Raw genomic sequence first — 20,689 nt, forward strand, 5'->3', positions numbered from 1 at the left:
CATGAAGGAAATTCTCCACGAACTCGAAGTCCGGCGCGAGCGCGCCCGCATGGGCGGCGGCAAGGCGCGCATCGATGCGCAGCACAAGCGCGGCAAGCTGACGGCCCGCGAGCGCATCGAGGTCTTTCTCGACGAGGGCTCATTCGAGGAGTTCGACATGTTCGTCGAGCACCGCTCGACGGATTTCGGCATGGAGAAGAGCAAGATCGCCGGCGACGGCGTCGTCACCGGCTGGGGCACGGTCAACGGCCGCACGGTCTTCGTCTTCGCCAAGGACTTCACCGTCTTCGGCGGCTCGCTTTCCGAGACCCATGCCCAGAAGATCATGAAGGTCCAGGACATGGCGCTCAAGAACCGCGCGCCTATCGTCGGCCTCTACGATGCGGGCGGCGCGCGCATCCAGGAAGGCGTCGCGGCGCTCGGCGGCTATGCCGAGGTGTTCCAGCGCAACGTGCTCGCCTCCGGCGTCATCCCGCAGATCTCGGTGATCATGGGGCCGTGCGCCGGCGGCGACGTCTATTCGCCGGCCATGACCGACTTCATCTTCATGGTGCGCGACACGTCCTACATGTTCGTGACCGGTCCCGACGTCGTGAAGACCGTGACGAACGAGACGGTGACGGCGGAAGAGCTCGGCGGAGCCTCCGTCCACACGACGAAATCCTCGATTGCCGACGGCGCCTACGACAACGACGTCGATGCGCTGCTTCAGGTGCGCCGGCTCATCGATTTCCTGCCGCAGTCCAACACCTCGCCCGTGCCGGAGATCGATTGCTTCCAGTCGGTCGAGGCGGTGGACGATTCGCTCGACACGCTCGTGCCGGCCAATGCCAACAAGCCCTATGACATCAAGGAACTGATCGCCAAGACCGTCGACGAGGGCGATTTCTTCGAGATACAGGAAAGCTTCGCCCGCAATATCGTCTGCGGTTTCGGCCGCATCGAGGGCGCGACGGTCGGCTTCGTCGCCAACCAGCCGATGGTGCTGGCGGGCGTGCTCGATTCGGATGCCAGCCGCAAGGCGGCGCGCTTCGTGCGCTTCTGCGACTGCTTCAGCATCCCGGTCGTCACCTTCGTCGACGTGCCGGGCTTCCTGCCGGGAACGGCGCAGGAATATGGCGGCCTCATCAAGCACGGCGCCAAGCTGCTCTTCGCCTTCGCCGAGGCGACCGTGCCGAAGGTGACGCTCATCACGCGCAAGGCCTATGGCGGCGCCTATGACGTCATGGCATCGAAGCACCTGCGCGGCGATATCAATTATGCATGGCCGACGGCGCAGATCGCGGTGATGGGCGCGAAAGGGGCGGTCGAGATCATCTTCCGCAAGGACATCGAGGATCCCGAAAAGATCGCCGCGCATACGAAGATGTACGAGGATCGCTTCCTCTCGCCCTTCGTGGCGGCCGAGCGCGGCTATATCGACGAGGTGATCATGCCGCATTCGACGCGCAAGCGCATCGCCCGGGCGCTACGGCTGCTGCGGAACAAGGATCTGGAAAATCCGTGGAAGAAGCACGATAACATTCCACTTTGAACAGAAAGGGAGTGCATCGCATGTTCGACCGTTTGTCCGCCTGGCGGCCGCAGGCGCTGGCCGCGCTTCGCATCATGACCGCTCTGCTCCTCATCGAGCACGGCACGCAGAAGTTCTTCAACTTTCCGCCCGCCGAGCAGCCGTTCGGCGATCTCATGAACCTGATCGGCCTTGCCGGTGTTCTCGAGGTGGTCGGCGGCCTGCTGATCCTGGTGGGGCTCTTTACCCGGCCGGTGGCCTTCGTGCTCTGCGGCTTCACGGCGGTCGCCTATTTCATGGCCCATGCGCCGCAGAGCTTCTTCCCGGTGAACAATCGCGGCGACGCCGCGATCCTCTTCTGCTTCGTCTTCCTCTACCTGACGGTCGCGGGACCTGGGGCCTTCGCGCTCGACAACCGCCGGGGTTAGGCGACGAACTTCAGGCCGAGGATGCCGGTGATGATGAGGGCGATGCAGCCGAGGCGCATGGCCGTTGCCGGTTCGGCAAAGAGGACGATGCCGAGAATGACGGTGCCGACCGTACCGATGCCGGTCCAGATGGCATAGGCCGTGCCCATGGGCAGCGTCTTCACGGCAAGGCCGAGCAGCACGATGCTGACAAGCATGGAAGCGGCGGTCAGGACGGTGGGGACGAACCGCGTGAAGCCGTCGGTGTATTTGAGACCGATGGCCCAGCCGATTTCGAAGAGACCTGCAAGGGTAAGAAGGATCCAGGGCATTGTGCCTACTCCGTTTCAAAGGAGCGAGGCCGTCCCCGCGTTCGTGACCGAATCTTTCCGGCGGTAGCCGTCTACCGGCGCGGAATATTGCCTATCGGCGCGGGGAGGGCAAGGGCAGGGGCGGCATGTCAGCCATGCGCCCCCGCCATGTCTGTGTCAGCCGAGCCGCTCGGCGTGCCACTTCAGGTGATCGTCCATGAAGGTCGAGATGAAGTAGTAGGAATGGTCGTAGCGCTCGTGCATGCGCAGCGTCAGCTTGATGTCCGTATCCTTGACCGCTTCCTCGAAGAGCCAGGGCCGCAGGCCGTTTTCCAGGAAGCCGTCCGCCTTGCCCTGGTCGATCAGGAATTCCGGGAAGCGGGCGCCGTCGGCCACCAGCGCGCAGGCATCGTATTCCCGCCATTTCGCCTTGTCGGCGCCGAGATACTTCTCGAAGGCCGGGGCCGACCAGTCGGCGGTGGAGGGCTCGACGATCGGCGCGAAGGCCGAGCAGCTCCTGAAGCGGTCGGGGTGCTTCAGCGCGATCGTCATGGCGCCGTGCCCGCCCATCGAATGGCCGAAGATGCCCTGCCGGCTCATGTCCATGCGGAAGTGCTGGCTGAGGAAGTTCGGCAGCTCTTCCGTGACGTAGCTGTACATCTGGAAGTTCTCGGCCCAGGGCTCCTCGGTGGCGTCGAGGTAGAAGCCTGCGCCCTTGCCCATCTGCCAGTTGGTCATCTCGTCCGGCACGTCGTTGCCGCGCGGACTGGTGTCGGGGCAGACGATGATGAGGCCGAGCTCGGCGGCCATGCGGCGGTATTCGCCCTTTTCCATCACATTGGCATGGGTGCAGGTGAGGCCGGAGAGATACCAGAGCACCGGGCGCGGCTCGTGGATCGCCTGCGGCGGCACGAAGACGGCAAAGGTCATCTCGCCTTTGCAGGCTTCCGAATCATGGGTGAAGACGCCCTGCATGCCGCCGAAGGCCGTGTTCTGGGAAAGCACTTTCATGGAAAACTCCGATCGGTTTCAGGAGGCGAGCGCCACGGCCGCGTTGACGGCGGCGGCGACCAGCACCGTGTTGAAGAAGAACGAGACGACCGCATGCAGCAGGTTGACCTTGCGCATCGCCGTGGAGGTGATCGCGGTATCCGAGGTCTGCGCCGTCATGCCGATGACGAAGGCGAAATAGAGGAAATCATAGGCGCCGGGCTCGCTGTCGCCGGGAAAATCGAGGCCGCGCCCGGTTTCCCCGCCCGTCTTGGCACTGCCCGGCCGCCAGTACACATGGGCGTAATGAAGGGCTGCCATGGTATGGATGGTGAGCCAGCCGAGCGCGACCGAGGCGAAGGCCAGCGCCAGTTCGGTGCCGGTGGCCGGCTTGCGGTTGAGGACGACGAAGAGCGAGCCGATCGAGACGGCGACCGTGGCGAAGGTCACGGCGAAGATGATGGCGACCGGCTCGTCGGCATCCGTCGCATAGTGCTCGAGATAGCGCGCCGTCAGGCGCGGCAGGCGCCAGGCCGTGAGCAGGAGATAGCAGAGGAAGAAGCACGTCGCCGCGGCGGCGATGGCGAAATCCGGCTTCAGCCAGAGGGCCGCCGCAAGGCCGAGCGCGGCAGCGCCGATGCCGGCATAGAAGGGTACGTGACGGCCATAGACCTTGGGTCCGGGTTTTGCCGTCATGATGGCGACCCCGTGCGCGCGTTCTTCGCCCGGCGGCAGAGACGGTCGAGCGTTTCGAGGAAGGCGGAGCGGTCGCGCGGCGAAAAGGCGGCGTTGTAGCCCTTGCTCTCGCCGGTCTCGCGAAGATGCGCGCCGAGGTCACGCATCGCGCTCGCCATGCCTATATTCGATTTGTCGAAGAGCCGGCCGGTCGGGCCGGTGACATGCGCGCCCTTGGCGACGGTGCGCCCCGCCAGCGGCACGTCGGCCGTGATCACGATATCGCCTTCCTGCACATTCTCCGCGATCCAGTCGTCCGCTGCGTCGAAGGCGCCCGAAACGATGACGTTGCGCACCATTGGATCGCGCGACGGCCGCAGCCCCGAATTGGCAACGAAGGTCACCGGCAGCCCATGCCGCTCCGCTACCTTGAGAATCTCCGGCTTCACCGGGCAGGCATCCGCATCGACATAGATGGTGGGCAGATCCTCGCTCATGCGATCGTTCTTTCCTTGGACACGGGGCTCCGCCGTCGGTCAGGCGCGTTGCGCAACGCCTGCGCCGGCCCGGCGCATGTCGATATGCGGGATGCCGTCCTCGACATATTCCTCCGATGTCGGAGAAAAGCCGAGGGAATGGTAGAACTGCTGCAGATAGCTCTGCGCGGACAGCTCGATCGGCGTGCCGGGGAAATGGGTCTCGCAGGCGCGGATCGCTTCCCGCATGAGGGCCGCGCCGAGCCTTTTGCCGCGATGGTCCGGCGAAACGAGGACGCGGCCGATGCGTGGCGCGCCGTTCTCGGGACGCCAGATCCGGGCATAGGCGGCGGTTTCACCGTCGATCAGCAGGCGAAGATGGAGGGCGTCCGCATCCTTGCCGTCCAGCTCCGGATAGGGGCAGGCCTGCTCGACGACGAAGACGTCGACGCGCAGTTTCAGCAGGGCATAAAGCTCGGCGGCGGAGAACGTTTCCATTCTCCGCACGTCGACGCTATAGGCGGTTGCCGGCATCAGTATACCACGACGCCGCGGATGGACTCGCCGGAATGCATCAGCTCGAAGCCCTTGTTGATGTCTTCCAGCGGCATGGTGTGGGTGATCATCGGGTCGATCTGGATCTTGCCGTCCATGTACCAGTCGACGATCTTCGGTACGTCCGTGCGCCCGCGTGCGCCGCCGAAGGCGGTGCCCATCCACTGGCGGCCGGTGACGAGCTGGAACGGACGGGTGGAGATTTCCTGCCCCGCGCCGGCAACCCCGATGATGACCGACTTGCCCCAGCCGCGATGGGCCGATTCCAGTGCCTGACGCATCACCTTCGTGTTGCCCGTGCAGTCGAACGTGTAGTCCGCGCCGCCGATCAGATCGCCGTTGCGCTTCGTCATGTTGACGAGGTACGGCACGATGTCCTCGCCGACTTCCTTCGGATTGACGAAGTGCGTCATGCCGAATTTTTCGCCCCATTCCTTGCGGTCAGGGTTGATGTCGACGCCGATGATCATGTCGGCACCCGCAAGGCGCAGGCCCTGCAGCACGTTGAGGCCGATGCCGCCGAGGCCGAAGACCACGGCCGTCGAGCCGATCTCCACCTTGGCCGTGTTGATGACCGCGCCGATGCCGGTGGTCACGCCGCAGCCGATGTAGCAGATCTTGTCGAAGGGCGCGTCCGGATTGACCTTGGCGACGGCGATCTCGGGCAGGACCGTGTAGTTCGCGAAAGTCGAGCAGCCCATATAGTGGTGGATCTTGTCCTTGCCGATGGAGAAGCGGGACGTGCCGTCCGGCATCAGGCCCTGGCCCTGCGTCGAACGGATGGCGGTGCACAGGTTCGTCTTGCGGGAGAGACAGGAATAGCACTCGCGGCATTCCGGCGTGTAGAGCGGGATGACGTGGTCGCCCTTCTTGACCGAGGTGACGCCCGGGCCGACATCGACGACGATACCCGCACCCTCATGGCCGAGGATCGCGGGGAAGAGGCCTTCCGGGTCGGCGCCCGACAGTGTGAAATCGTCGGTGTGGCAGATGCCCGTCGCCTTCACCTCGATAAGCACTTCGCCGGCGCGCGGGCCCTCGAGCTGCACGGTCATGATTTCAAGCGGTTTTCCGGCCTGAACGGCAACGGCGGCGCGTACGTCCATGTTCGTCTCCCTTATGCGGATTCTGTGTCGGGCCGACCATTGCAGAGCCGGTCCGGCGTCTCAAGTGCGGCGAATGTAAAAAAGTCAGCCTTGATCTTTTTTGATCAATCTTGCGACCTCGGTTTCGAGCGCGGCGAGGGCCTTGCCCGTCCTGTCGAAAAGCTGACGCACCTCGCCGAGCTGGTGCATGAGCTGTTCGACGGGATTATCGTCCATGGGGACGGCCGGCGCCGTGCCGACACCGGCGACGAGCCAGGCGGGGGAGACGGCAAGCAGGCCGGCCAGCATGGAAAGCGCCCGGCTGTCCGGCTCCGACCGGTCGCGCTCCCAGCCGGTGACCGTCTCTTCCGGCAGGCCGAGCCGCGCCGCGATGATCTCGATGGAAAGGCCGAGCGCATCGCGCGCTCGCCAGAGGCGCCCGCCGAGCGTATCGCTGTCGTTGCGGACGAGAGGGAAGGGGATCGTATTGTTTTCGCCGGGAAAGGTCATCACGGCCTCCATTGTCTCGCCCGTGAGCTTACAGGCAAGAGGGGATGGCCCTCTACCTCAATTGCGCCGCTTTGCGCCGCCCGCGCGAAGAGAGATTTCCGCATTGCCAGCCGGCCGAAAACCGCTATGCAGAGGCGAGCAAGGGAGATGCGCATGAACGCCACAGCCGGCAGCACCACCGATCAAGAGGGCGGCAGCACCATGCAGGGCGTCGTGCTGATGGCCGTCGCCATGCTGATGCTGCCGTGCATGGACGCCATCGCCAAATACATGGCGACCTTTGCCGGCATGTCGCCGGGGCAGGTGACGTTCTACCGGTTCTTCTTCCAGGTCGTCTGCACCATCCCGCTGATCTTCACCGCGCAGGGCAGCGCCATGCTGCGGCCGAAGCGCCCGTGGCTGAACCTCCTGCGCGGTGCGATCCACGGCGCAGCGAGCCTGTTCTTCTTCGCGGCCGTCAAATACATGCCGCTGGCAGACGTCTTCGCGATCTATTTCGTCGAGCCCTTCATCCTGACGGCGATGTCGGCCGCGTTCCTCGGCGAGCGGGTGGGCTGGCGGCGGTGGCTCGCCATCATCGTCGGCTTCGGCGGCGCGCTTATCGTCATCCAGCCGAGCTTCATTCTCTTCGGCTGGACGGCGCTGCTGCCGGTTGCCTGCGCCTTCCTCTATTCCGTCTACCTCTTCATGAACCGCGCCATCGGCAATGCCGATTCGCCCGTCACGATGCAGACGATCGCCGGCTTTGGCGGCATGGTGTTCATGGGGGCGGCGGTGTTCGCCGGCGATATGGCCGGCATTGCCGATTTTGCGCCCTCGCTGCCACAGTCGCTCTTCACCCTCGTGCTGCTCCTCATCCTCGGCGCGCTGTCCGGCTATGCGCATATCCTGGTGGTGCGCGCCTTCCGCATGGCGCCGCTCTCGCTGCTGGCGCCGTTCCAGTATTTCGAGATCATTTCGGCGACCATTCTCGGCTATGCGATCTTCGGGGATTTCCCGACGCCTTCCAAATGGCTCGGCATCGGCATCATCGTCGCCTCGGGCCTCTTCATCATCTGGCGCGAGCACAAGAACCGCAAGGCGAACGCCGACATCGCCTTCGACTAAAGTGCGCTCCATCCTGCCGTTGTACGGGCGTGCCGTTTATGGCTAAAACTCCGATGCAGACTGCCGGGAGGAAAGCATGTTCAAGAAGATCCTGATTGCCAATCGCGGCGAGATCGCCTGCCGCGTGATCAAGACGGCACGCAGGATGGGCATCGCCACCGTCGCCGTCTATTCCGATGCGGACCAAGATGCGCTGCATGTCGAGATGGCCGACGAGGCCGTGCATATCGGCCCGGCTCCTGCTGCGGAAAGCTACCTCATCGCCGAGAAGATCATCGCCGCCTGCAAGGAGACGGGCGCCGAGGCCGTGCATCCGGGCTACGGGTTCCTGTCCGAGCGGGCGAGCTTCTGCGAGGCGCTGGAGGCCGAGGGCATCGTCTTCATTGGCCCCAAGCCGAAGGCGATCCGCGCCATGGGCGACAAGATCGAATCGAAGAAATTCGCCAATGCGGCGAAGGTCTCGACCGTTCCGGGTTTCCTCGGCGTCATCGAGGATGCGGGCCATGCCGAGCGTATCGCCGGCGAGATCGGCTATCCGGTGATGATCAAGGCCTCGGCCGGCGGCGGCGGCAAGGGCATGCGCATCGCCTGGAGCGAGGCGGAGGTGCGCGACGGTTTCGAGCGGGCCCGCTCGGAGGCGAAGAGCTCCTTCGGCGACGACCGCGTCTTCATCGAGAAATACATCGTCGATCCGCGCCATATCGAGATCCAGGTTCTCGCCGATGCCCATGGCAACGCGCTCTATCTCGGCGAGCGCGAATGCTCGATCCAGCGGCGGAACCAGAAGGTCGTGGAAGAGGCGCCGTCGCCCTTCCTAGACGAGGCGACGCGGCGCGCCATGGGCGAGCAGTCGGTGGCGCTCGCAAAGGCGGTGGACTACCAGAGCGCCGGCACGGTGGAATTCATCGTCGACCGCGAGCGCAACTTCTATTTCCTCGAAATGAACACCCGTCTGCAGGTCGAGCATCCCGTGACCGAGCTGGTGACCGACATCGACCTCGTCGAGCAGATGATCCGCGTCGCGGCCGGCGAGAAACTGGCGCTGACGCAGGCCGATATAAAGCTGAACGGCTGGGCTGTCGAAAGCCGCCTTTATGCCGAGGATCCCTATCGCAACTTCCTGCCGTCCATCGGCCGGCTGACGCGCTACCGGCCGCCGGCGGAGGGCCGGAGCGGCGATACGGTCGTGCGCAACGATACCGGCGTCTATGAGGGCGCCGAGATTTCCATGTATTACGACCCCATGGTCGCCAAGCTCTGCACCTTCGCGCCAACGCGCCTTCAGGCCATCGATGCGATGAGCGATGCGCTGGACGGCTTCGTGGTCGACGGCATCGAGCACAATGTCCCGTTCCTCGCCGCGCTGATGCGCCATCCGCGCTGGCGGGAAGGACGGCTGTCCACCGGCTTCATCGCCGAGGAATATCCCGAAGGCTTCGCCCCCATGGAGCCGACGGCGGAGGAGGCCGGCATTCTGGCGCGGGTCGCGCTTTCCGCCCATCTCGTTGATGCCGAGCGGCGGCCGCATCACCTCGACCGGCTCCGCCCGGCCACCGTGCAGAACAAGGACTGGGTCGTGAAGATCGGCGATGCCTATCATGCACTCACGGCGGACGACGCCGTGCGGAGCGACTGGCTGCCGGGCGAGGCGGTCTGGCGCGGCGCGGTCGACGGACGCGGCGTGACCGCACAGCTTCGCCCGTTCCTCAATGGCATGCGTATCGACTGGCAGGGGCTTTCCGTGCGCACGCGCGTCTTCACGCCGCGGCTGGCCGAACTCGACGCGCTGATGCCGGTCAAGCTGCCGCCGGATACCTCGAAGATGCTGCTCTGCCCGATGCCGGGCCTTGTCGTCTCGATTGCCGTCAGCGAAGGGCAGGAGGTCAAGGCGGGCGAGACGCTGGCCGTGGTCGAGGCCATGAAGATGGAAAACGTGCTGCGCGCCGAGCGCGACCTGACGGTCGGTTCGATCAAGGCAAAGCCCGGCGAGAGCCTCGCCGTCGACGCCGTGATCATGGAATTCGCCTGAGGCCGGGACCGGTCAGGCCTGCGGAAGGCTTTCGGACGGACAGTCCGCCTCGTTGGCGGTGGGGCCGAAGACGCGTTCGAAGGAATCGCGGATGCGGACATCTACATCGCTCATCATCACCGGAAGGCCGAGATCCACGAGGCTCGTGACCCCGTAGCCGCGGATGCCGCAGGGCACGATGCCGGAAAAATGCTCGAGGTCCGGATCGACGTTGAGCGAGAAGCCGTGGAAGCTCACCCAGCGGCGCAGGCGGATGCCGATCGCGGCGATCTTGTCTTCGGCGGGCGAGCCGTCCGGCAGCGGCGGACGCTCCGGCCGGCGCACCCAGACGCCGACGCGATCCTCGCGCCGCTCGCCGCGGATGTTCATGGAATCGAGCGCATCGATCACCACCGCCTCCAGCGCCGCCACGAAGGCGCGCACGTCCTGCCGGCGGCGCTTCAGGTCGAGCATCACATAGACGACCCGCTGGCCGGGGCCATGATAGGTATATTCGCCGCCGCGGCCCGTGGAAAACACCGGGAACCGGTCCGGCGCCACGAGGTCGTCCGCAACGGCGCTGGTGCCGGCCGTATAGAGCGGCGGGTGCTCGACCAGCCAGACGAGCTCGTCGGCCTCGCCGCGAGCGATGGCCGCAGCCTCGTTTTCCATGGTCTCGACGGCGACGTCATAGGGAACGAGATCCCGCGCGATGCGCCAGCGCACCGGCGGCGAACCGGGGAGCGCGAGAAGGGAGGTGGAAATGTCCTGACGCTGCATGATGGCCGTCCTTTTGCTTTCCGTTGTGCCAGATATAGGGGCGATCATGCAAGGATTTCAGGGGTTTCCGGGCTTTCCCACAGGTCGTGTTGAAATTGTTTCGCTTTCCGTCATTTTTCTTGTCGCGCGGCCTTGTGCACCCCAAATCCTTTTGCTACATGCACCCCCGTCGCCGCAAGACGACACCTACCACGATGCGGTCGTGGCGGAATTGGTAGACGCGCAGCGTTGAGGTCGCTGTGGGGCAACCCGTGGAAGTTCGAGTCTTCTCGACCGCACCAAAAGAACCCGGCCTAGTGCCGGGTTTTTTGTTTTTGCGGTGCCTGAAGACGGCCGGGGAGGTTTGGGGAATGCGCTTTCTTGTCCTTTGCCCGCTGCTTCTGCTGGCCTCCTGCATGCCGCACATTCCCGAGCATGTTCTCGATGCCGAATGGTGCCGGAACATGGAGGCGGCGAAGGCCGATGCCGACGAGCGGGGACGGCGAAACCTCTCGACCGCCATGAAGAAGCATCATTGCGAGGCAAAGCTTGCGGCCGCCGCGCGCGGCGACTGACCGCGGAAGCATTTTTCCAAAAAGAAACCCGCCTTTCGGCGGGCCCCTTGTTCAAGCCGTTCGCGATCAGTTCATCGACGACCACTGCTGGCGGACTTCGTCGGCATCCTTGTTCAGGTGAACATGGGCGTCGACATGGTCCACCCAGTCGAGCGGAATGAGGTGGTGCTGACCATCGCTGGAATCGCTCTTGGTGAGCTTGATGCGGCTGTCGCCTTCCATGTGGTCGACCGTGCCGACATGGTGGCCGTCGGCTGCCTTGACTTCCATATGTTCGCGAATCTGGGTTGCTGCGACCATCGGGTTTCTCCTTTCGGGTTGGGGTGCTTCCTCAACGCCGAAGGCCGCGGCTGGTTCCCTATTCGCCTGCCTTGCGGAATTTCTTGACGATCCGCTCCCGCTTGAGGCGCGACAGGCGGTCGATCCAGAAAATGCCGTCGAGCTGGTCGATCTCATGCTGGAGACAGACGGCGAGAAGGCCGTCGGCTTCCTCCGAATGCGTCTTCCCCGTGAGGTCCTGGTAGGTGAAGCGGATGCGGGCAGGGCGCTCCACCTCGTCCGTGACGCCCGGCATCGAGACGCTGCCTTCCGCATGGCGCTGCAGTTCGGGCGAGAACCACGTCACGGCGGGGTTCACATAGACGCGCTGCGAGGCGGGGCCGTCCAGCTCGATGACCGTCAGCCGCTCGAGGATGCCGACATGCGCCGCCGTGATGCCGATGCCGGGCGCCGCGCGCATCGTCGCCGCCAGATCGGCCGCGCATTCGGCAAGGTGCGCGTCGAAGGCTTCGACCGGCTTGCAGGGAAGGCGCAGCCGCGGATCGGGAAAGCGCAGGATGGGAAGGATCGCCATGGACGGCTCCGGCTGGTGGATCGGACAGGCTTTCCTAGCGCGTTTGTAGCGGGCGGAAAACGCCGCCGAGCCAAATCGTTCGATTTGCGTGAAATTGCAACAGGTTGCGAATTTTTCGCATCGACCCCGCTTTTGCCGCCCCTCGGCGATGGACCGGCCGCGCGCTTTGGGCTAGCAGAAAACAGGCAAGGCCCTGAAAGACGGCGTCTTGCGAGGAACCCTGCAAGCAATCCCTGTCGTTATCCGCCCGCGCCGCGTGCCGGGCCTGACGAGCCCGATACAAGGAGCGGCCCGATGGAAGACACCGGCGACGACGACCGTATCCATGAGGGCCAGGCAGAGCACAGTACCTTCGATGGCGAGGACATCTATGCCGAGGACGGTTCCGTCCGCTCGGATTTCCTCATGCATGTCGGTGCGGCCATCGCCGACCGCGATCTTCTGTTCCTGCGCCGCCATGTCGCGCGGCTGCACGAATCGGAAATGGGCGACCTTCTGGAGGCGATCCAGCCGGAGCAGCGCCGCCAGCTCGTCTCGCTGCTCGGCGCCGACTTCGACCTTGCCGCGCTGACGGAAGTCGACGAGGCGATCCGCCTCGACATCGTCGAGCACCTGCCGAACGAGCAGATCGCCGCCGCCCTCGGCGAGATGGATTCGGACGACGCCGTCTACATCCTGGAAGACCTCGACCAGGAGGACCAGGACGAGATCCTCGCCAAGCTGCCGTTCACCGAACGGATTCGCCTGCGCCGCTCTCTGGACTATCCGGAAAGCACGGCCGGCCGGCGCATGCAGACCGAGTTCGTCGCCGTGCCGCCGTTCTGGACGGTCGGGCAGACGATCGACTACCTGCGCGAGGATGCCGACCTGCCGGAAAGCTTCTCGCAGATCTTCGTCATCGACCCGACCTTCCGCCTGCTCGGCGCCATCGATCTCGACCGCATCCTGCGCATGCCGCGCGGCACGAAGATCGAAGCCATCATGCGGGAGACGAACCATCCGATCCCGGCGGAGATGGACCAGGAAGAGGCGGCCCAGCTCTTCGAGCAATACGACCTTCTCTCCGCCGCCGTCGTCGACGAGAACGGCCGGCTCGTCGGCGTGCTCACCATTGACGACGTGGTCGACGTCATCCAGGAAGAAGCGGAGGAGGACTTGATGCGCCTCGGCGGCGTCGGCGACGAAGAGCTCTCCGACACCACCATCGAGACGGTCCGCTCGCGCGCGCCGTGGCTGCTCGTCAACCTCCTGACTGCTTTTCTTGCCGCTTCCGTGATCTCGCTGTTCGAGGGGACGATCGAGGAGATCGTGGCGCTCGCCGTGCTGATGCCGATCGTCGCCGGCATGGGCGGCAATGCGGGATCGCAAACCATGACCGTGACCGTGCGGGCGCTCGCCACCCGCAATCTCGATATTCACAACGCCTGGCGCGTCGTGCGCCGCGAAGCCGGCGTCGGCCTGCTGCATGGCGTCGCCTTCGGCGTGATGATCGGCCTCGTCGCCGGGGTCTGGTTCCACGACGCCAATATCGGCGGCGTGATCGCCGCGGCCATGCTGATCAACATGACGGCGGCGGCGCTCGCCGGCATCGCCATTCCGCTCTTCCTCGACCGGGCAGGGGCCGACCCGGCGGTGTCGTCGGCCGTCTTCGTCACGGCCGTCACCGACATCGTCGGCTTCCTCGCGTTTCTCGGCCTTGCGACCTGGTGGTTCGCCATCCGCTAGGGAAAAATTGACTTATACGTAAAAGTCAATAGAATGCGCCGGTAGAAGAGATCGGAGCAGGCGTGGACAAGTTTTATAGCATAACCGAGCTGACGCGCGAATTCGGGGTTTCCACCCGCACCCTGCGCTTCTACGAGGACGAGGGGCTGATCAACCCCGAGCGCCGGGGCCGCACGCGTCTGTTCCGCCCCGCGGACCGCCGCCTCATCCAGGAAATCCTGCGCGGGCGCCGCATCGGCTTCACCATCGCGGAAATCCGCGACATCATCCGCGTCTACAAGGACCCGCCGGGCGAAGTCGGCCAGCTCGAGATGCTGATGAACAAGGTCAACGAGAAGCGCGACGAGTTGCGCCAGAAGCGCCGCGACATCGAGGAGACGCTGGCCGAGCTCGACAATGTCGAGGAAGCCTGTCTCACGCGCCTTGCCGAGATCGGCGTCGGCACCTGAAGGGCCGGCCGCTCAGATCCAGCGCGCCGTGCCGTTGCAATAGCGTTCGAAATCGATGCCGAAGCGCGAGAGGAGATGCAGCTCCTCCCGGCGGATTGCGACGAGACTCGTCACGGCCGCGGCGACGATGGCCGTGACGATGCACCACGGATTGAGCAGGGCGAGGCCGATTCCGGCGGTGGTCAGCGTATAGCCGAGATAGATGGGATTGCGCGTGAAGCGATAGGGCCCGGACGTGACCAGATAGGTCGAGCAGCGGTTCGGCAGGATGGTCGTGTGGCAGTCGAGCAGCGTGCGCATCGCCCAGACATCCAGCACCACGGCCGCGACCACGAACAGGCCGCCGCCCACCCACGCATACCACATGTTCGTCTCCGCGACCTCCAGCGGAAAATACGCCTGGAGCAGGAAGGCCGCCGCTATGGCCACGCCGTAGATCAGCGGCGGCCAGGGAAAGGCGAGTGGCTTCATGCGATAGGCGTTCATGATCCTACTCCTGGGGCTCGCTCCTCGCATCGGCATCCGCCGTGCATTGCGAGGAGATCGTTGCAATGCGTTGGTCCGTAATATCGATTGCGCCGCGGTTCAGGTCGGCGAAGAGGTTCTCGCCCATCAGCCTGTCCAGCGTGCAGCCGCAGAAGCTCTGGCAGAAGCCGGCGTCGCGCTCGTTGATGCAGGCGCGCATGCAGCTCTTCGTGTAGCTGACGGTCGGGTCGGCCGCGGGAGCGGGCATGACCAGCGAGAAGCCGTAGACCAGCGCGATCAGCACCGGCTGATGGATAAGGTAGATGGCGAGACTGTGGCGGCCGGCCTGCTCCAGCAGGGTTTTCCACCGGCTTCTGGATGTATTGCCGAACCCGGCCAGCCGCTCGGGCAGCGCGCTTGCGACGAAGAGCCGGGCGGCCGCGATGCCGAGCAGCACAGGGGCGAGCCAGGGCAGCAGCGGCACATAGTCGTTGGAACGCGGCGGCGTGACGGAAAGGCCGACCCACCAGAGCGCCGGATGATCGAAGATCGGCGCACGAAGATAAAGCGGCGCGACGGCGACGGCCGCGGCGGCCAGCAGGGTCACGGCGACCGGCAGGCGCAGGAAGAGAAGCCCTATCAGGCTTGCCGCCGCGATGGCGTGCAGGATGCCGAAGAAGATGAAGGTCTGCGGGAAGGCGAACCAGGTGGCGACCGTGATCGCCGCCGCCGCCAGCACGATCTTGCCGAGCCGCATGAAGTAAGGCTTCGGCCGGAAGCCGCGCTGATGGCCGAGGACGAGGCTAAAGCCGACGAGGAAGAGGAAGCTGCCGGCGATCAGCCGCGCATAGAGGCGCCAGCCGCCGGTGGTGGCCGTTTCCGGCTCGATATAGCCGAAGAAGCCGAGGTCCCAGGTGAAATGGTAGCTCGCCATGGCGATCAGCGCGACGCCGCGGGCCTGGTCGATCAAAGGAATGCGCGGCAGGCGGCGCGTGGCGCCGCCGTCTCCTTCCACATTGCCGTCAATCACCGTCGTCGTCATGGTTCGGGGTCGCTGCATTGCTTTGGTCCATGGGAATATGCCACGCCAAGCTTGCGCCGGGCGGATGGCCGAAAGGAGGCCGGGGAAGGGATCAGTCGAGGCTTTCGAGCACGCCGAGGCGTGCCTCGGAGTAGAACTGCCGGCGGACGAGCACGACGATGATGCCCATCGTCGTCAGGATGAAGAGATAGGGGCTGACGAACCAGCCGAGATAGCCGATCGACAGGAAGATCGCCCGCAGCCCCTTGTTGAAGTGCTTGGCGGCCAGGATGTTCATGCGGATGACCTTGTCGGCGGCAAGGTCGGCGCCGGCCGGGTCCTTGTGGATGTCGCCGCTCATCGGCATCGCGCCGAGCAGGATGGTGCAGTAGTTGAAGAGGCGATAGGACCAGCCGAACTTGAAGAAGGCATAGCCGAAGATGATGGCAAGCCCGCCGACCTTCATCTCGAAGCCGGAGCGGCTGCCTCGGAATACTTCCGGCAGGTCGTTGAAAAGGCTGAACACCTTGTCCGTCGCCCCGAGCAGCGCGAAGCAGCTGCCGAGCGCCAGGAGCGAGGTGGAGGCGAAGAAGGCCGTGCCGTTCTGCAGCCCGGCCATGATCTGCGTGTCGATCATGCGCAGGTCGCGGTGCATGGCGTTGCGGATCCAGATCGCGCGCTGCGAGCTCATCGCCCGCGTCAGGCTCACGCGGTCGAACAGCTTCGCCCGGTCGGTAAGCCAGGAATACCCGACCCACAGGACGATGAAGACGGCAAGGGCGGCGATATCCGGACTGGTCATGCCTGGGTTTGTGCCACGGATTCGGCATTTTGCAAGGGGCTGGCGCCGCCGTCCGAAGCCCGTTCAGACTTGCGGCGGAAAGGCGGCGGCAAGCGCGCCGGGCTTGCCGCCCGCAACTGTCTGATTTTGCGACATGTCATGCGCGCCATGCAGGTCACCCATGAAGCATTCGCCTTGGTTTCGCCATTTTTCGCGATTGCGGTTTCATGAATTCTTCATTAAACAGGGCCCATGCAGCGCCGATCACGGCTGCTGCGCCGGCATGTTCCATCGGGGAAATCATGGAAAGCACAGTTCAGAAATCCTGCTGGGGCGTGACCGCCCGGGCAGTTCTCGGTTTTGGCGCGGTTCTGGTCATCGCCTATCTTTTTGGCGGCATCTGAAAATACCCGGCCACAGCCCTTACATTAACAGCGCGTTCCCTCGGGACGCGCTGTTTTTGTTTCCCGGCATGTCGCGTTGGTAAAACCCGATGTCGGGAGATCGCCATGGGCGCGGTCCGTGATAACGTAGCTTTGCGGATCAAAGCATGCAGCCTGCCGCGGCAAGGAGAAGTCCGGGAATGTTTCTTTCGGTTTTTGATGTCTTCAAGATCGGTATCGGTCCGTCGAGCTCGCACACGATGGGGCCGATGTCTGCGGCGAACCGTTTTCTCGACCTGATCCTGTCGAATGACTGGCCGCGCCCCGCCGGCGCACATGTCGCCGCCATCCGCATGAGCCTGCACGGTTCGCTCGCCTATACCGGCGTCGGCCACGGTTCGGACCGCGCGGTGATCCTCGGCCTGATGGGCGAGCGGCCCGATTCCGTCGATCCCGACCGGATGGATGCGATCGTCGAGGAAGTCGAGCGCACCGGGCGCATCACGCCGCCCGGCCATCCCGGCTATGCCTTCCAGCCGAAGAACGATCTGATCTTCGACAAGAAGAACCCGCTGCCCGGCCATGCCAACGGCATGACCTTCTCCGCCTATGACCGCGACGACCGGCTGCTCCTGAAACGCATCTACTATTCCGTCGGCGGCGGTTTCGTCGTCACCGATACCGAGCTCGAACAGATGCGCACCGCCAAGGCGCGCTCCAGCGACAGGAAAGTGCCGTTCCCCTTCGCCTCGGCGAAGCAGATGCTGGAAATGGCCGAGCGCTCCGGCATGACGATCGCGCAGATGAAGCGCGCGAACGAGGAAGCCACAATGTCGCGCGAGGAGCTGAATGCCGGCCTCGACCGCATCTGGGAGGCGATGAAGAGCTGCATCGACCGCGGCCTCAAGAACGAGGGCATCATGCCGGGCGGGCTGAAAGTCCGCCGCCGCGCCCGCTCGATCCATGACAAGCTGCAGGAGGAGTGGCGCTCCAACAAGGCCAACCCGCTGCTCGCCAACGACTGGCTCTCGGTCTACGCCATGGCCGTCAACGAGGAGAATGCCGCGGGCGGCCGCGTCGTCACCTCGCCGACCAACGGCGCTGCCGGCGTCGTGCCCGCCACGATCCGCTACTACCTGCATTTCCATGAGGACGCCGACCAGGACGGCATCCGCGACTACCTGCTGACGGCCGCCGCCGTCGGCGGCATCATCAAGCACAATGCCTCGATCTCCGGCGCCGAAGTCGGCTGTCAGGGGGAGGTGGGTTCCGCCTCCGCCATGGCCGCCGCCGGTCTTGCCGCCGTGATGGGCGGCACGCCCGAACAGGTGGAGAATGCCGCCGAAATCGCGCTGGAGCACCATCTCGGCATGACCTGCGATCCCATCGCCGGCCTCGTCCAGGTGCCCTGCATCGAGCGCAATGCGCTCGGCGCGGTCAAGGCGGTGACGGCGGCCTCGCTCGCCATCAAGGGCGACGGCCAGCATTTCGTGCCGCTCGACGCCTGCATCGAGACGATGCGCCAGACCGGCGTCGACATGAACGAGAAGTACAAGGAAACCTCCACCGGCGGCCTCGCCGTCAACGTGGTGGAGTGCTGAGCGAAGGCCCTTGCCTGTGGAGTGCGACACGGCGGCCCCTTGACCGGGCCGCCGCAAGGGCGTTCAAAGGGGCATGGCCCTTCATCTCATCAAACTCTGTGTCGGCGCGGACTCGATCGAGGACCTGCGCGAATGGGTGTCCGAACGTTCGCTGATCGCGATGGCGGCGGGCATGGAGCCCCATTCCAGCCATATCACCCGCATGATCCCCAAGCGTGACCGGGAACTGCTTGACGGCGGTTCGCTCTACTGGGTGATCAAGGGACAGGTGCAGGCGCGCCAGCAATTGCTGGACATTAAGACCTTTACGGATGTCGACGGGATTTCGCGCTGCGAGCTCGTGCTCGGGCCGGAGGTCGTCGAAACCGCGCTCCAGCCGCGCCGCGCCTTTCAGGGATGGCGCTACCTTACCGAAGAGGATGCCCCGCGCGACCTGACGAATATGGGCGAGGGCACTGCCGACCTGCCGATGGAACTTCGCCGGGAGCTTGCCGAACTCGGCCTTCTCTGACGATCATCAGCGAAGGCGCAGGCGAACCGGGTGGCGGTGCTCGCTGACGCCGACATGAAGATGGATCCCGGCAACCGGCTGGCCCGAGCGCCAGGCGCGGGCGCCGTGGGCGAGCAGCATGCCGACGAGATCCTTCGTCCGGTTGCGTGAACGGCCGAGCCCGATATCCGCGATCCGCATCGCCGCCTCGTGCAGCGGATGGAGCGTTCCCTTCAGCGAGCGGCGCTTTTCGTCGCGCGCTGCGAGTGGGACATCGAAGAGGTTCTCGTTCATCGCCATGATCTGCCTCGTACGCATTACCTTATCGAGGATGGCATAGCCGTCGTGACGGCCTGCCTGCCTTCCCCCGCAGCCTCCGGTACGCAATACCTTTCCGGCGGCCGTTGCGGGTGCAAGGCGGTATTTCAGGGACCGCGCCGCGGTTTGGCGCAGTCCGATCGTGCTACTGCTGGCTTGCCCAGCAGGCGAAGCCCTTGCGCTTCAAGACCTTGCAGGCGGCCGTCGCGCGGTCCTGATTGTCGAAACCGCCGAAGCGGGCACGGTAGAGCTGTTCGCTGCCGCTGTTGACGGCGACCGTGAAGGGCTTTGCGCTGGAGAGCGCCTTGCCGCCCTGGTCCTGGGCCTTGGACAGAAGCTTCTGCGCCTGGCCGCGGTCCGGCGTCGCACCGATCTGGATCACCCAGCCCGAAGGCGTGGTTTCGGCGACGGCGGAGGTGGTCAGATTATCGACATTGCCGCCGGTGTCGCCCTGTTCCGTCAGGTCTTCCTGCGGAACGGCGGCTTTACGCTGCAGTTTCAGGGTTGCGGCGAGCGCACGCTTGCCGACGACCTGCGAGCTGTCGGCCGATGCGGCATAGGCCGTTTCGAGATGGCTTTCGGTGTAGCGGTAGGACGGGACCGGGCCGTTTTCCGGCAGGTCGAGGCCGCGACCGGAGACAGATGCGGTGGCCGCATTGCTTGCGACTTCGGCGCTGAGCGTCGGGGCATCCTTGGTCTGGGCGATCAGATCGCCGCCGCCGCGGCGCGAGGCCTTCGGCATATAGGTGGCGATTAGCTTGCGCATCTGCTGGTCGCGGGCACCGCCCGAGCGGCCACCCATGACGACGCCGACCACGCTGCGGCCATCGGCGACGGCCGAGGTCACGAGGTTGTAGCCGGAAGCGCGGGTATAGCCGGTCTTGATGCCGTCGACGCCGCGAACGCTGCCCAGCAGGCGGTTGTGACCGTTGATGACCTGCTTGCCGAGGCGGAAGCTGCGAACGGAGAAATAGGAATAATACTGCGGGAAGTGCTGGCGCAGCGCGATACCGAGACGGGCCTGGTCACGCGCGGTGGTGACCTGCGCCGTATTCGGAAGGCCGTTGGCATTGCGATAGACGGTGCGCGTCATGCCGAGCGCGCGGGCCTTCTGCGTCATGATGCGGGTGAAGCGCTCTTCCGAGCCGCCGAGGAATTCGGCCAGCGCCGTCGAGGCGTCGTTCGCCGAGCGCGTGATGAGGCCGAGGATGGCCTGTTCGACGGTGATGGACTTGCCGGTCCCGACGCCGAGCTTTGTCGGCGGCTCGCTGGCGGCATTCTTGGAGAAGGGGACGCGCGAATCGAGGCGGATCTTGCCGGCTTCCAGCGCCTCGAAGGTGAGGTAGAGCGTCATCATCTTGGTGAGCGATGCCGGATAGCGCAGCTCGTCCGCGTCCTCGCTATAGAGTACCTTGCCCGTCTTGGCGTCGATGACGATGCCCGAGTATTTCGGATTTGCGGCGGCCGGGGTCGCGAAGGCGAGGGTGGCGACCGTGCCGATCATCACCAGACCTTTCGCCGCATTGGCAATCGCCTGGAAAGAGCGGGGGAGAAAATCGAGGAATACGGAACGGGACACTACGTTACTCTTCATTCTCGGATTGCATATGCCGTCCGCTTGCGAGCTGCCGC

General features: G+C 64.9%; 25 protein-coding genes, 1 tRNA gene and 1 pseudogene. 12 read left to right on the forward strand and 15 right to left on the reverse strand.

What is annotated here, in order from left to right:
- The first annotated feature begins 1 nt into the window (after nucleotide 1).
- On the forward strand, nucleotides 2-1,534 hold the full coding sequence (locus ShzoTeo12_RS06795) for an acyl-CoA carboxylase subunit beta (protein WP_318911803.1): 1,533 nt from the start codon (nucleotides 2-4) through the stop codon (nucleotides 1,532-1,534).
- A 20-nt stretch (nucleotides 1,535-1,554) separates the two neighbouring features.
- Entirely contained in the window at nucleotides 1,555-1,941 is a 387-nt protein-coding gene (locus ShzoTeo12_RS06800; RefSeq protein ID WP_119258284.1) for a DoxX family protein, read from the forward strand.
- On the opposite strand, the gene sugE is transcribed toward ShzoTeo12_RS06800, so the two are convergent.
- The 7 genes from sugE to ShzoTeo12_RS06835 form a co-directional block, all read right to left on the reverse strand.
- Nucleotides 1,938-2,252 (reverse strand): quaternary ammonium compound efflux SMR transporter SugE, encoded by a 315-nt coding sequence (sugE, locus tag ShzoTeo12_RS06805; protein WP_119258283.1) that lies wholly within the window; start codon nucleotides 2,250-2,252, stop codon nucleotides 1,938-1,940. The genes ShzoTeo12_RS06800 and sugE overlap by 4 nt on opposite strands.
- 156 nt (nucleotides 2,253-2,408) lie before the next feature.
- Nucleotides 2,409-3,242 carry an S-formylglutathione hydrolase gene (fghA, locus tag ShzoTeo12_RS06810; RefSeq protein ID WP_318911805.1) on the reverse strand — a complete coding sequence of 278 codons (834 nt, stop codon included), beginning with the start codon at nucleotides 3,240-3,242 and terminating at the stop codon, nucleotides 2,409-2,411.
- Nucleotides 3,243-3,260: 18 nt separating this feature from the next.
- Entirely contained in the window at nucleotides 3,261-3,917 is a 657-nt protein-coding gene (locus tag ShzoTeo12_RS06815; protein ID WP_119258281.1) for a DUF1345 domain-containing protein, read from the reverse strand.
- On the reverse strand, nucleotides 3,914-4,393 hold the full coding sequence (locus tag ShzoTeo12_RS06820) for a YaiI/YqxD family protein (RefSeq protein WP_119258280.1): 480 nt from the start codon (nucleotides 4,391-4,393) through the stop codon (nucleotides 3,914-3,916). The genes ShzoTeo12_RS06815 and ShzoTeo12_RS06820 overlap by 4 nt, the downstream gene beginning before the upstream one ends.
- 39 nt (nucleotides 4,394-4,432) lie before the next feature.
- Nucleotides 4,433-4,906 (reverse strand): GNAT family N-acetyltransferase, encoded by a 474-nt coding sequence (locus ShzoTeo12_RS06825; RefSeq protein ID WP_318911806.1) that lies wholly within the window; start codon nucleotides 4,904-4,906, stop codon nucleotides 4,433-4,435.
- Nucleotides 4,906-6,033 (reverse strand): S-(hydroxymethyl)glutathione dehydrogenase/class III alcohol dehydrogenase, encoded by a 1,128-nt coding sequence (locus ShzoTeo12_RS06830; protein ID WP_119258278.1) that lies wholly within the window; start codon nucleotides 6,031-6,033, stop codon nucleotides 4,906-4,908. The genes ShzoTeo12_RS06825 and ShzoTeo12_RS06830 overlap by 1 nt, the downstream gene beginning before the upstream one ends.
- A gap of 84 nt (nucleotides 6,034-6,117) precedes the next feature.
- Nucleotides 6,118-6,522 carry a helix-turn-helix domain-containing protein gene (locus ShzoTeo12_RS06835; RefSeq protein ID WP_119258437.1) on the reverse strand — a complete coding sequence of 135 codons (405 nt, stop codon included), beginning with the start codon at nucleotides 6,520-6,522 and terminating at the stop codon, nucleotides 6,118-6,120.
- Nucleotides 6,523-6,723: 201 nt separating this feature from the next.
- On the opposite strand from ShzoTeo12_RS06835, the gene ShzoTeo12_RS06840 reads away from it, so the two are divergent.
- From ShzoTeo12_RS06840 to ShzoTeo12_RS28235, 3 genes and pseudogenes are all read left to right on the forward strand, one after another.
- Nucleotides 6,724-7,629 (forward strand): DMT family transporter, encoded by a 906-nt coding sequence (locus tag ShzoTeo12_RS06840; RefSeq protein WP_119258436.1) that lies wholly within the window; start codon nucleotides 6,724-6,726, stop codon nucleotides 7,627-7,629.
- A gap of 76 nt (nucleotides 7,630-7,705) precedes the next feature.
- Nucleotides 7,706-9,370 (forward strand): annotated as a pseudogene (locus ShzoTeo12_RS06845) (acetyl-CoA carboxylase biotin carboxylase subunit); the annotation flags it as partial.
- Nucleotides 9,371-9,466: 96 nt separating this feature from the next.
- Nucleotides 9,467-9,658: a biotin/lipoyl-containing protein gene (locus ShzoTeo12_RS28235; protein WP_413251143.1), complete on the forward strand. Its 192-nt coding sequence runs from the start codon at nucleotides 9,467-9,469 to the stop codon at nucleotides 9,656-9,658.
- A 12-nt stretch (nucleotides 9,659-9,670) separates the two neighbouring features.
- Here the strand turns inward: ShzoTeo12_RS28235 and lipB are convergent, their stop codons facing one another.
- A complete protein-coding gene (gene lipB, locus ShzoTeo12_RS06850; protein ID WP_318911810.1) occupies nucleotides 9,671-10,417 on the reverse strand; it encodes a lipoyl(octanoyl) transferase LipB in 747 nt (248 codons plus the stop codon).
- On the opposite strand from lipB, the gene ShzoTeo12_RS06855 reads away from it, so the two are divergent.
- The 3 genes from ShzoTeo12_RS06855 to ShzoTeo12_RS06865 all read left to right on the forward strand — a co-directional run bounded on the left by ShzoTeo12_RS06855 (nucleotide 10,416) and on the right by ShzoTeo12_RS06865 (nucleotide 10,971).
- Complete coding sequence (locus ShzoTeo12_RS06855) at nucleotides 10,416-10,649, forward strand: hypothetical protein (protein WP_318911812.1); 234 nt, start codon at nucleotides 10,416-10,418, stop codon at nucleotides 10,647-10,649. The two genes, lipB and ShzoTeo12_RS06855, sit on opposite strands and share 2 nt — an antisense overlap.
- Nucleotides 10,614-10,698, forward strand: a tRNA-Leu gene (locus ShzoTeo12_RS06860). The genes ShzoTeo12_RS06855 and ShzoTeo12_RS06860 overlap by 36 nt, the downstream gene beginning before the upstream one ends.
- Before the next feature lie 69 nt (nucleotides 10,699-10,767).
- Complete coding sequence (locus ShzoTeo12_RS06865; protein WP_119258275.1) at nucleotides 10,768-10,971, forward strand: hypothetical protein; 204 nt, start codon at nucleotides 10,768-10,770, stop codon at nucleotides 10,969-10,971.
- A 66-nt stretch (nucleotides 10,972-11,037) separates the two neighbouring features.
- Here the strand turns inward: ShzoTeo12_RS06865 and ShzoTeo12_RS06870 are convergent, their stop codons facing one another.
- Together ShzoTeo12_RS06870 and ShzoTeo12_RS06875 are read right to left on the reverse strand one after the other, a co-directional pair.
- Nucleotides 11,038-11,271 (reverse strand): DUF2171 domain-containing protein, encoded by a 234-nt coding sequence (locus ShzoTeo12_RS06870; RefSeq protein ID WP_318911815.1) that lies wholly within the window; start codon nucleotides 11,269-11,271, stop codon nucleotides 11,038-11,040.
- 58 nt (nucleotides 11,272-11,329) lie between these two features.
- The gene (locus tag ShzoTeo12_RS06875; protein ID WP_318911816.1) at nucleotides 11,330-11,824 is read right to left on the reverse strand and encodes a peptide deformylase; all 495 of its coding nucleotides are present in this window, start codon (nucleotides 11,822-11,824) and stop codon (nucleotides 11,330-11,332) included.
- A 294-nt stretch (nucleotides 11,825-12,118) separates the two neighbouring features.
- Between ShzoTeo12_RS06875 and mgtE the strand changes: the two genes are divergently transcribed.
- Entirely contained in the window at nucleotides 12,119-13,549 is a 1,431-nt protein-coding gene (mgtE, locus tag ShzoTeo12_RS06880; RefSeq protein WP_318911817.1) for a magnesium transporter, read from the forward strand.
- A 62-nt stretch (nucleotides 13,550-13,611) separates the two neighbouring features.
- Nucleotides 13,612-13,998 carry a MerR family transcriptional regulator gene (locus ShzoTeo12_RS06885; protein WP_119258271.1) on the forward strand — a complete coding sequence of 129 codons (387 nt, stop codon included), beginning with the start codon at nucleotides 13,612-13,614 and terminating at the stop codon, nucleotides 13,996-13,998.
- 12 nt (nucleotides 13,999-14,010) lie between these two features.
- Here ShzoTeo12_RS06885 and ShzoTeo12_RS06890 read toward each other — a convergent pair whose 3' ends face one another.
- The 3 genes from ShzoTeo12_RS06890 to ShzoTeo12_RS06900 form a co-directional block, all read right to left on the reverse strand.
- Nucleotides 14,011-14,484 carry an isoprenylcysteine carboxylmethyltransferase family protein gene (locus ShzoTeo12_RS06890; RefSeq protein ID WP_318911819.1) on the reverse strand — a complete coding sequence of 158 codons (474 nt, stop codon included), beginning with the start codon at nucleotides 14,482-14,484 and terminating at the stop codon, nucleotides 14,011-14,013.
- Nucleotides 14,485-14,488: 4 nt separating this feature from the next.
- Nucleotides 14,489-15,523 (reverse strand): DUF1624 domain-containing protein, encoded by a 1,035-nt coding sequence (locus ShzoTeo12_RS06895; protein WP_318911821.1) that lies wholly within the window; start codon nucleotides 15,521-15,523, stop codon nucleotides 14,489-14,491.
- A gap of 73 nt (nucleotides 15,524-15,596) precedes the next feature.
- The gene (locus ShzoTeo12_RS06900) at nucleotides 15,597-16,286 is read right to left on the reverse strand and encodes a DUF599 domain-containing protein (protein ID WP_318911822.1); all 690 of its coding nucleotides are present in this window, start codon (nucleotides 16,284-16,286) and stop codon (nucleotides 15,597-15,599) included.
- A 562-nt stretch (nucleotides 16,287-16,848) separates the two neighbouring features.
- Between ShzoTeo12_RS06900 and ShzoTeo12_RS06905 the strand changes: the two genes are divergently transcribed.
- Both ShzoTeo12_RS06905 and ShzoTeo12_RS06910 read left to right on the forward strand, forming a co-directional pair.
- Complete coding sequence (locus ShzoTeo12_RS06905; protein ID WP_318911824.1) at nucleotides 16,849-18,249, forward strand: L-serine ammonia-lyase; 1,401 nt, start codon at nucleotides 16,849-16,851, stop codon at nucleotides 18,247-18,249.
- Between the two features lie 73 nt (nucleotides 18,250-18,322).
- The gene (locus ShzoTeo12_RS06910) at nucleotides 18,323-18,760 is read left to right on the forward strand and encodes a DUF1489 family protein (protein WP_318911825.1); all 438 of its coding nucleotides are present in this window, start codon (nucleotides 18,323-18,325) and stop codon (nucleotides 18,758-18,760) included.
- A gap of 6 nt (nucleotides 18,761-18,766) precedes the next feature.
- Here ShzoTeo12_RS06910 and ShzoTeo12_RS06915 read toward each other — a convergent pair whose 3' ends face one another.
- Both ShzoTeo12_RS06915 and ShzoTeo12_RS06920 read right to left on the reverse strand, forming a co-directional pair.
- Entirely contained in the window at nucleotides 18,767-19,039 is a 273-nt protein-coding gene (locus ShzoTeo12_RS06915) for a hypothetical protein (RefSeq protein WP_119258435.1), read from the reverse strand.
- A 163-nt stretch (nucleotides 19,040-19,202) separates the two neighbouring features.
- Nucleotides 19,203-20,651 carry a D-alanyl-D-alanine carboxypeptidase gene (locus ShzoTeo12_RS06920; RefSeq protein WP_318911826.1) on the reverse strand — a complete coding sequence of 483 codons (1,449 nt, stop codon included), beginning with the start codon at nucleotides 20,649-20,651 and terminating at the stop codon, nucleotides 19,203-19,205.
- Nucleotides 20,652-20,689: the final 38 nt, after the last annotated feature.

It is taken from the genome of Shinella zoogloeoides (assembly GCF_033705735.1).
Lineage (GTDB): Bacteria > Pseudomonadota > Alphaproteobacteria > Rhizobiales > Rhizobiaceae > Shinella > Shinella zoogloeoides_A.

Coding starts and splice junctions, on each gene's coding strand:
- ShzoTeo12_RS06795 (WP_318911803.1), top strand. CDS start 2: ATGAAGGAAATTCTCCACGAACTCGAAGTCCGGCGCGAGCGCGCCCGC.
- ShzoTeo12_RS06800 (WP_119258284.1), top strand. CDS start 1,555: ATGTTCGACCGTTTGTCCGCCTGGCGGCCGCAGGCGCTGGCCGCGCTT.
- sugE (WP_119258283.1), bottom strand. CDS start 2,252: ATGCCCTGGATCCTTCTTACCCTTGCAGGTCTCTTCGAAATCGGCTGG.
- fghA (WP_318911805.1), bottom strand. CDS start 3,242: ATGAAAGTGCTTTCCCAGAACACGGCCTTCGGCGGCATGCAGGGCGTC.
- ShzoTeo12_RS06815 (WP_119258281.1), bottom strand. CDS start 3,917: ATGACGGCAAAACCCGGACCCAAGGTCTATGGCCGTCACGTACCCTTC.
- ShzoTeo12_RS06820 (WP_119258280.1), bottom strand. CDS start 4,393: ATGAGCGAGGATCTGCCCACCATCTATGTCGATGCGGATGCCTGCCCG.
- ShzoTeo12_RS06825 (WP_318911806.1), bottom strand. CDS start 4,906: ATGCCGGCAACCGCCTATAGCGTCGACGTGCGGAGAATGGAAACGTTC.
- ShzoTeo12_RS06830 (WP_119258278.1), bottom strand. CDS start 6,033: ATGGACGTACGCGCCGCCGTTGCCGTTCAGGCCGGAAAACCGCTTGAA.
- ShzoTeo12_RS06835 (WP_119258437.1), bottom strand. CDS start 6,522: ATGACCTTTCCCGGCGAAAACAATACGATCCCCTTCCCTCTCGTCCGC.
- ShzoTeo12_RS06840 (WP_119258436.1), top strand. CDS start 6,724: ATGCAGGGCGTCGTGCTGATGGCCGTCGCCATGCTGATGCTGCCGTGC.
- ShzoTeo12_RS28235 (WP_413251143.1), top strand. CDS start 9,467: ATGCCGGGCCTTGTCGTCTCGATTGCCGTCAGCGAAGGGCAGGAGGTC.
- ShzoTeo12_RS06855 (WP_318911812.1), top strand. CDS start 10,416: ATGATGGCCGTCCTTTTGCTTTCCGTTGTGCCAGATATAGGGGCGATC.
- lipB (WP_318911810.1), bottom strand. CDS start 10,417: ATGCAGCGTCAGGACATTTCCACCTCCCTTCTCGCGCTCCCCGGTTCG.
- ShzoTeo12_RS06865 (WP_119258275.1), top strand. CDS start 10,768: ATGCGCTTTCTTGTCCTTTGCCCGCTGCTTCTGCTGGCCTCCTGCATG.
- ShzoTeo12_RS06870 (WP_318911815.1), bottom strand. CDS start 11,271: ATGGTCGCAGCAACCCAGATTCGCGAACATATGGAAGTCAAGGCAGCC.
- ShzoTeo12_RS06875 (WP_318911816.1), bottom strand. CDS start 11,824: ATGGCGATCCTTCCCATCCTGCGCTTTCCCGATCCGCGGCTGCGCCTT.
- mgtE (WP_318911817.1), top strand. CDS start 12,119: ATGGAAGACACCGGCGACGACGACCGTATCCATGAGGGCCAGGCAGAG.
- ShzoTeo12_RS06890 (WP_318911819.1), bottom strand. CDS start 14,484: ATGAACGCCTATCGCATGAAGCCACTCGCCTTTCCCTGGCCGCCGCTG.
- ShzoTeo12_RS06895 (WP_318911821.1), bottom strand. CDS start 15,523: ATGCAGCGACCCCGAACCATGACGACGACGGTGATTGACGGCAATGTG.
- ShzoTeo12_RS06900 (WP_318911822.1), bottom strand. CDS start 16,286: ATGACCAGTCCGGATATCGCCGCCCTTGCCGTCTTCATCGTCCTGTGG.
- ShzoTeo12_RS06905 (WP_318911824.1), top strand. CDS start 16,849: ATGTTTCTTTCGGTTTTTGATGTCTTCAAGATCGGTATCGGTCCGTCG.
- ShzoTeo12_RS06910 (WP_318911825.1), top strand. CDS start 18,323: ATGGCCCTTCATCTCATCAAACTCTGTGTCGGCGCGGACTCGATCGAG.
- ShzoTeo12_RS06915 (WP_119258435.1), bottom strand. CDS start 19,039: ATGGCGATGAACGAGAACCTCTTCGATGTCCCACTCGCAGCGCGCGAC.
- ShzoTeo12_RS06920 (WP_318911826.1), bottom strand. CDS start 20,651: ATGAAGAGTAACGTAGTGTCCCGTTCCGTATTCCTCGATTTTCTCCCC.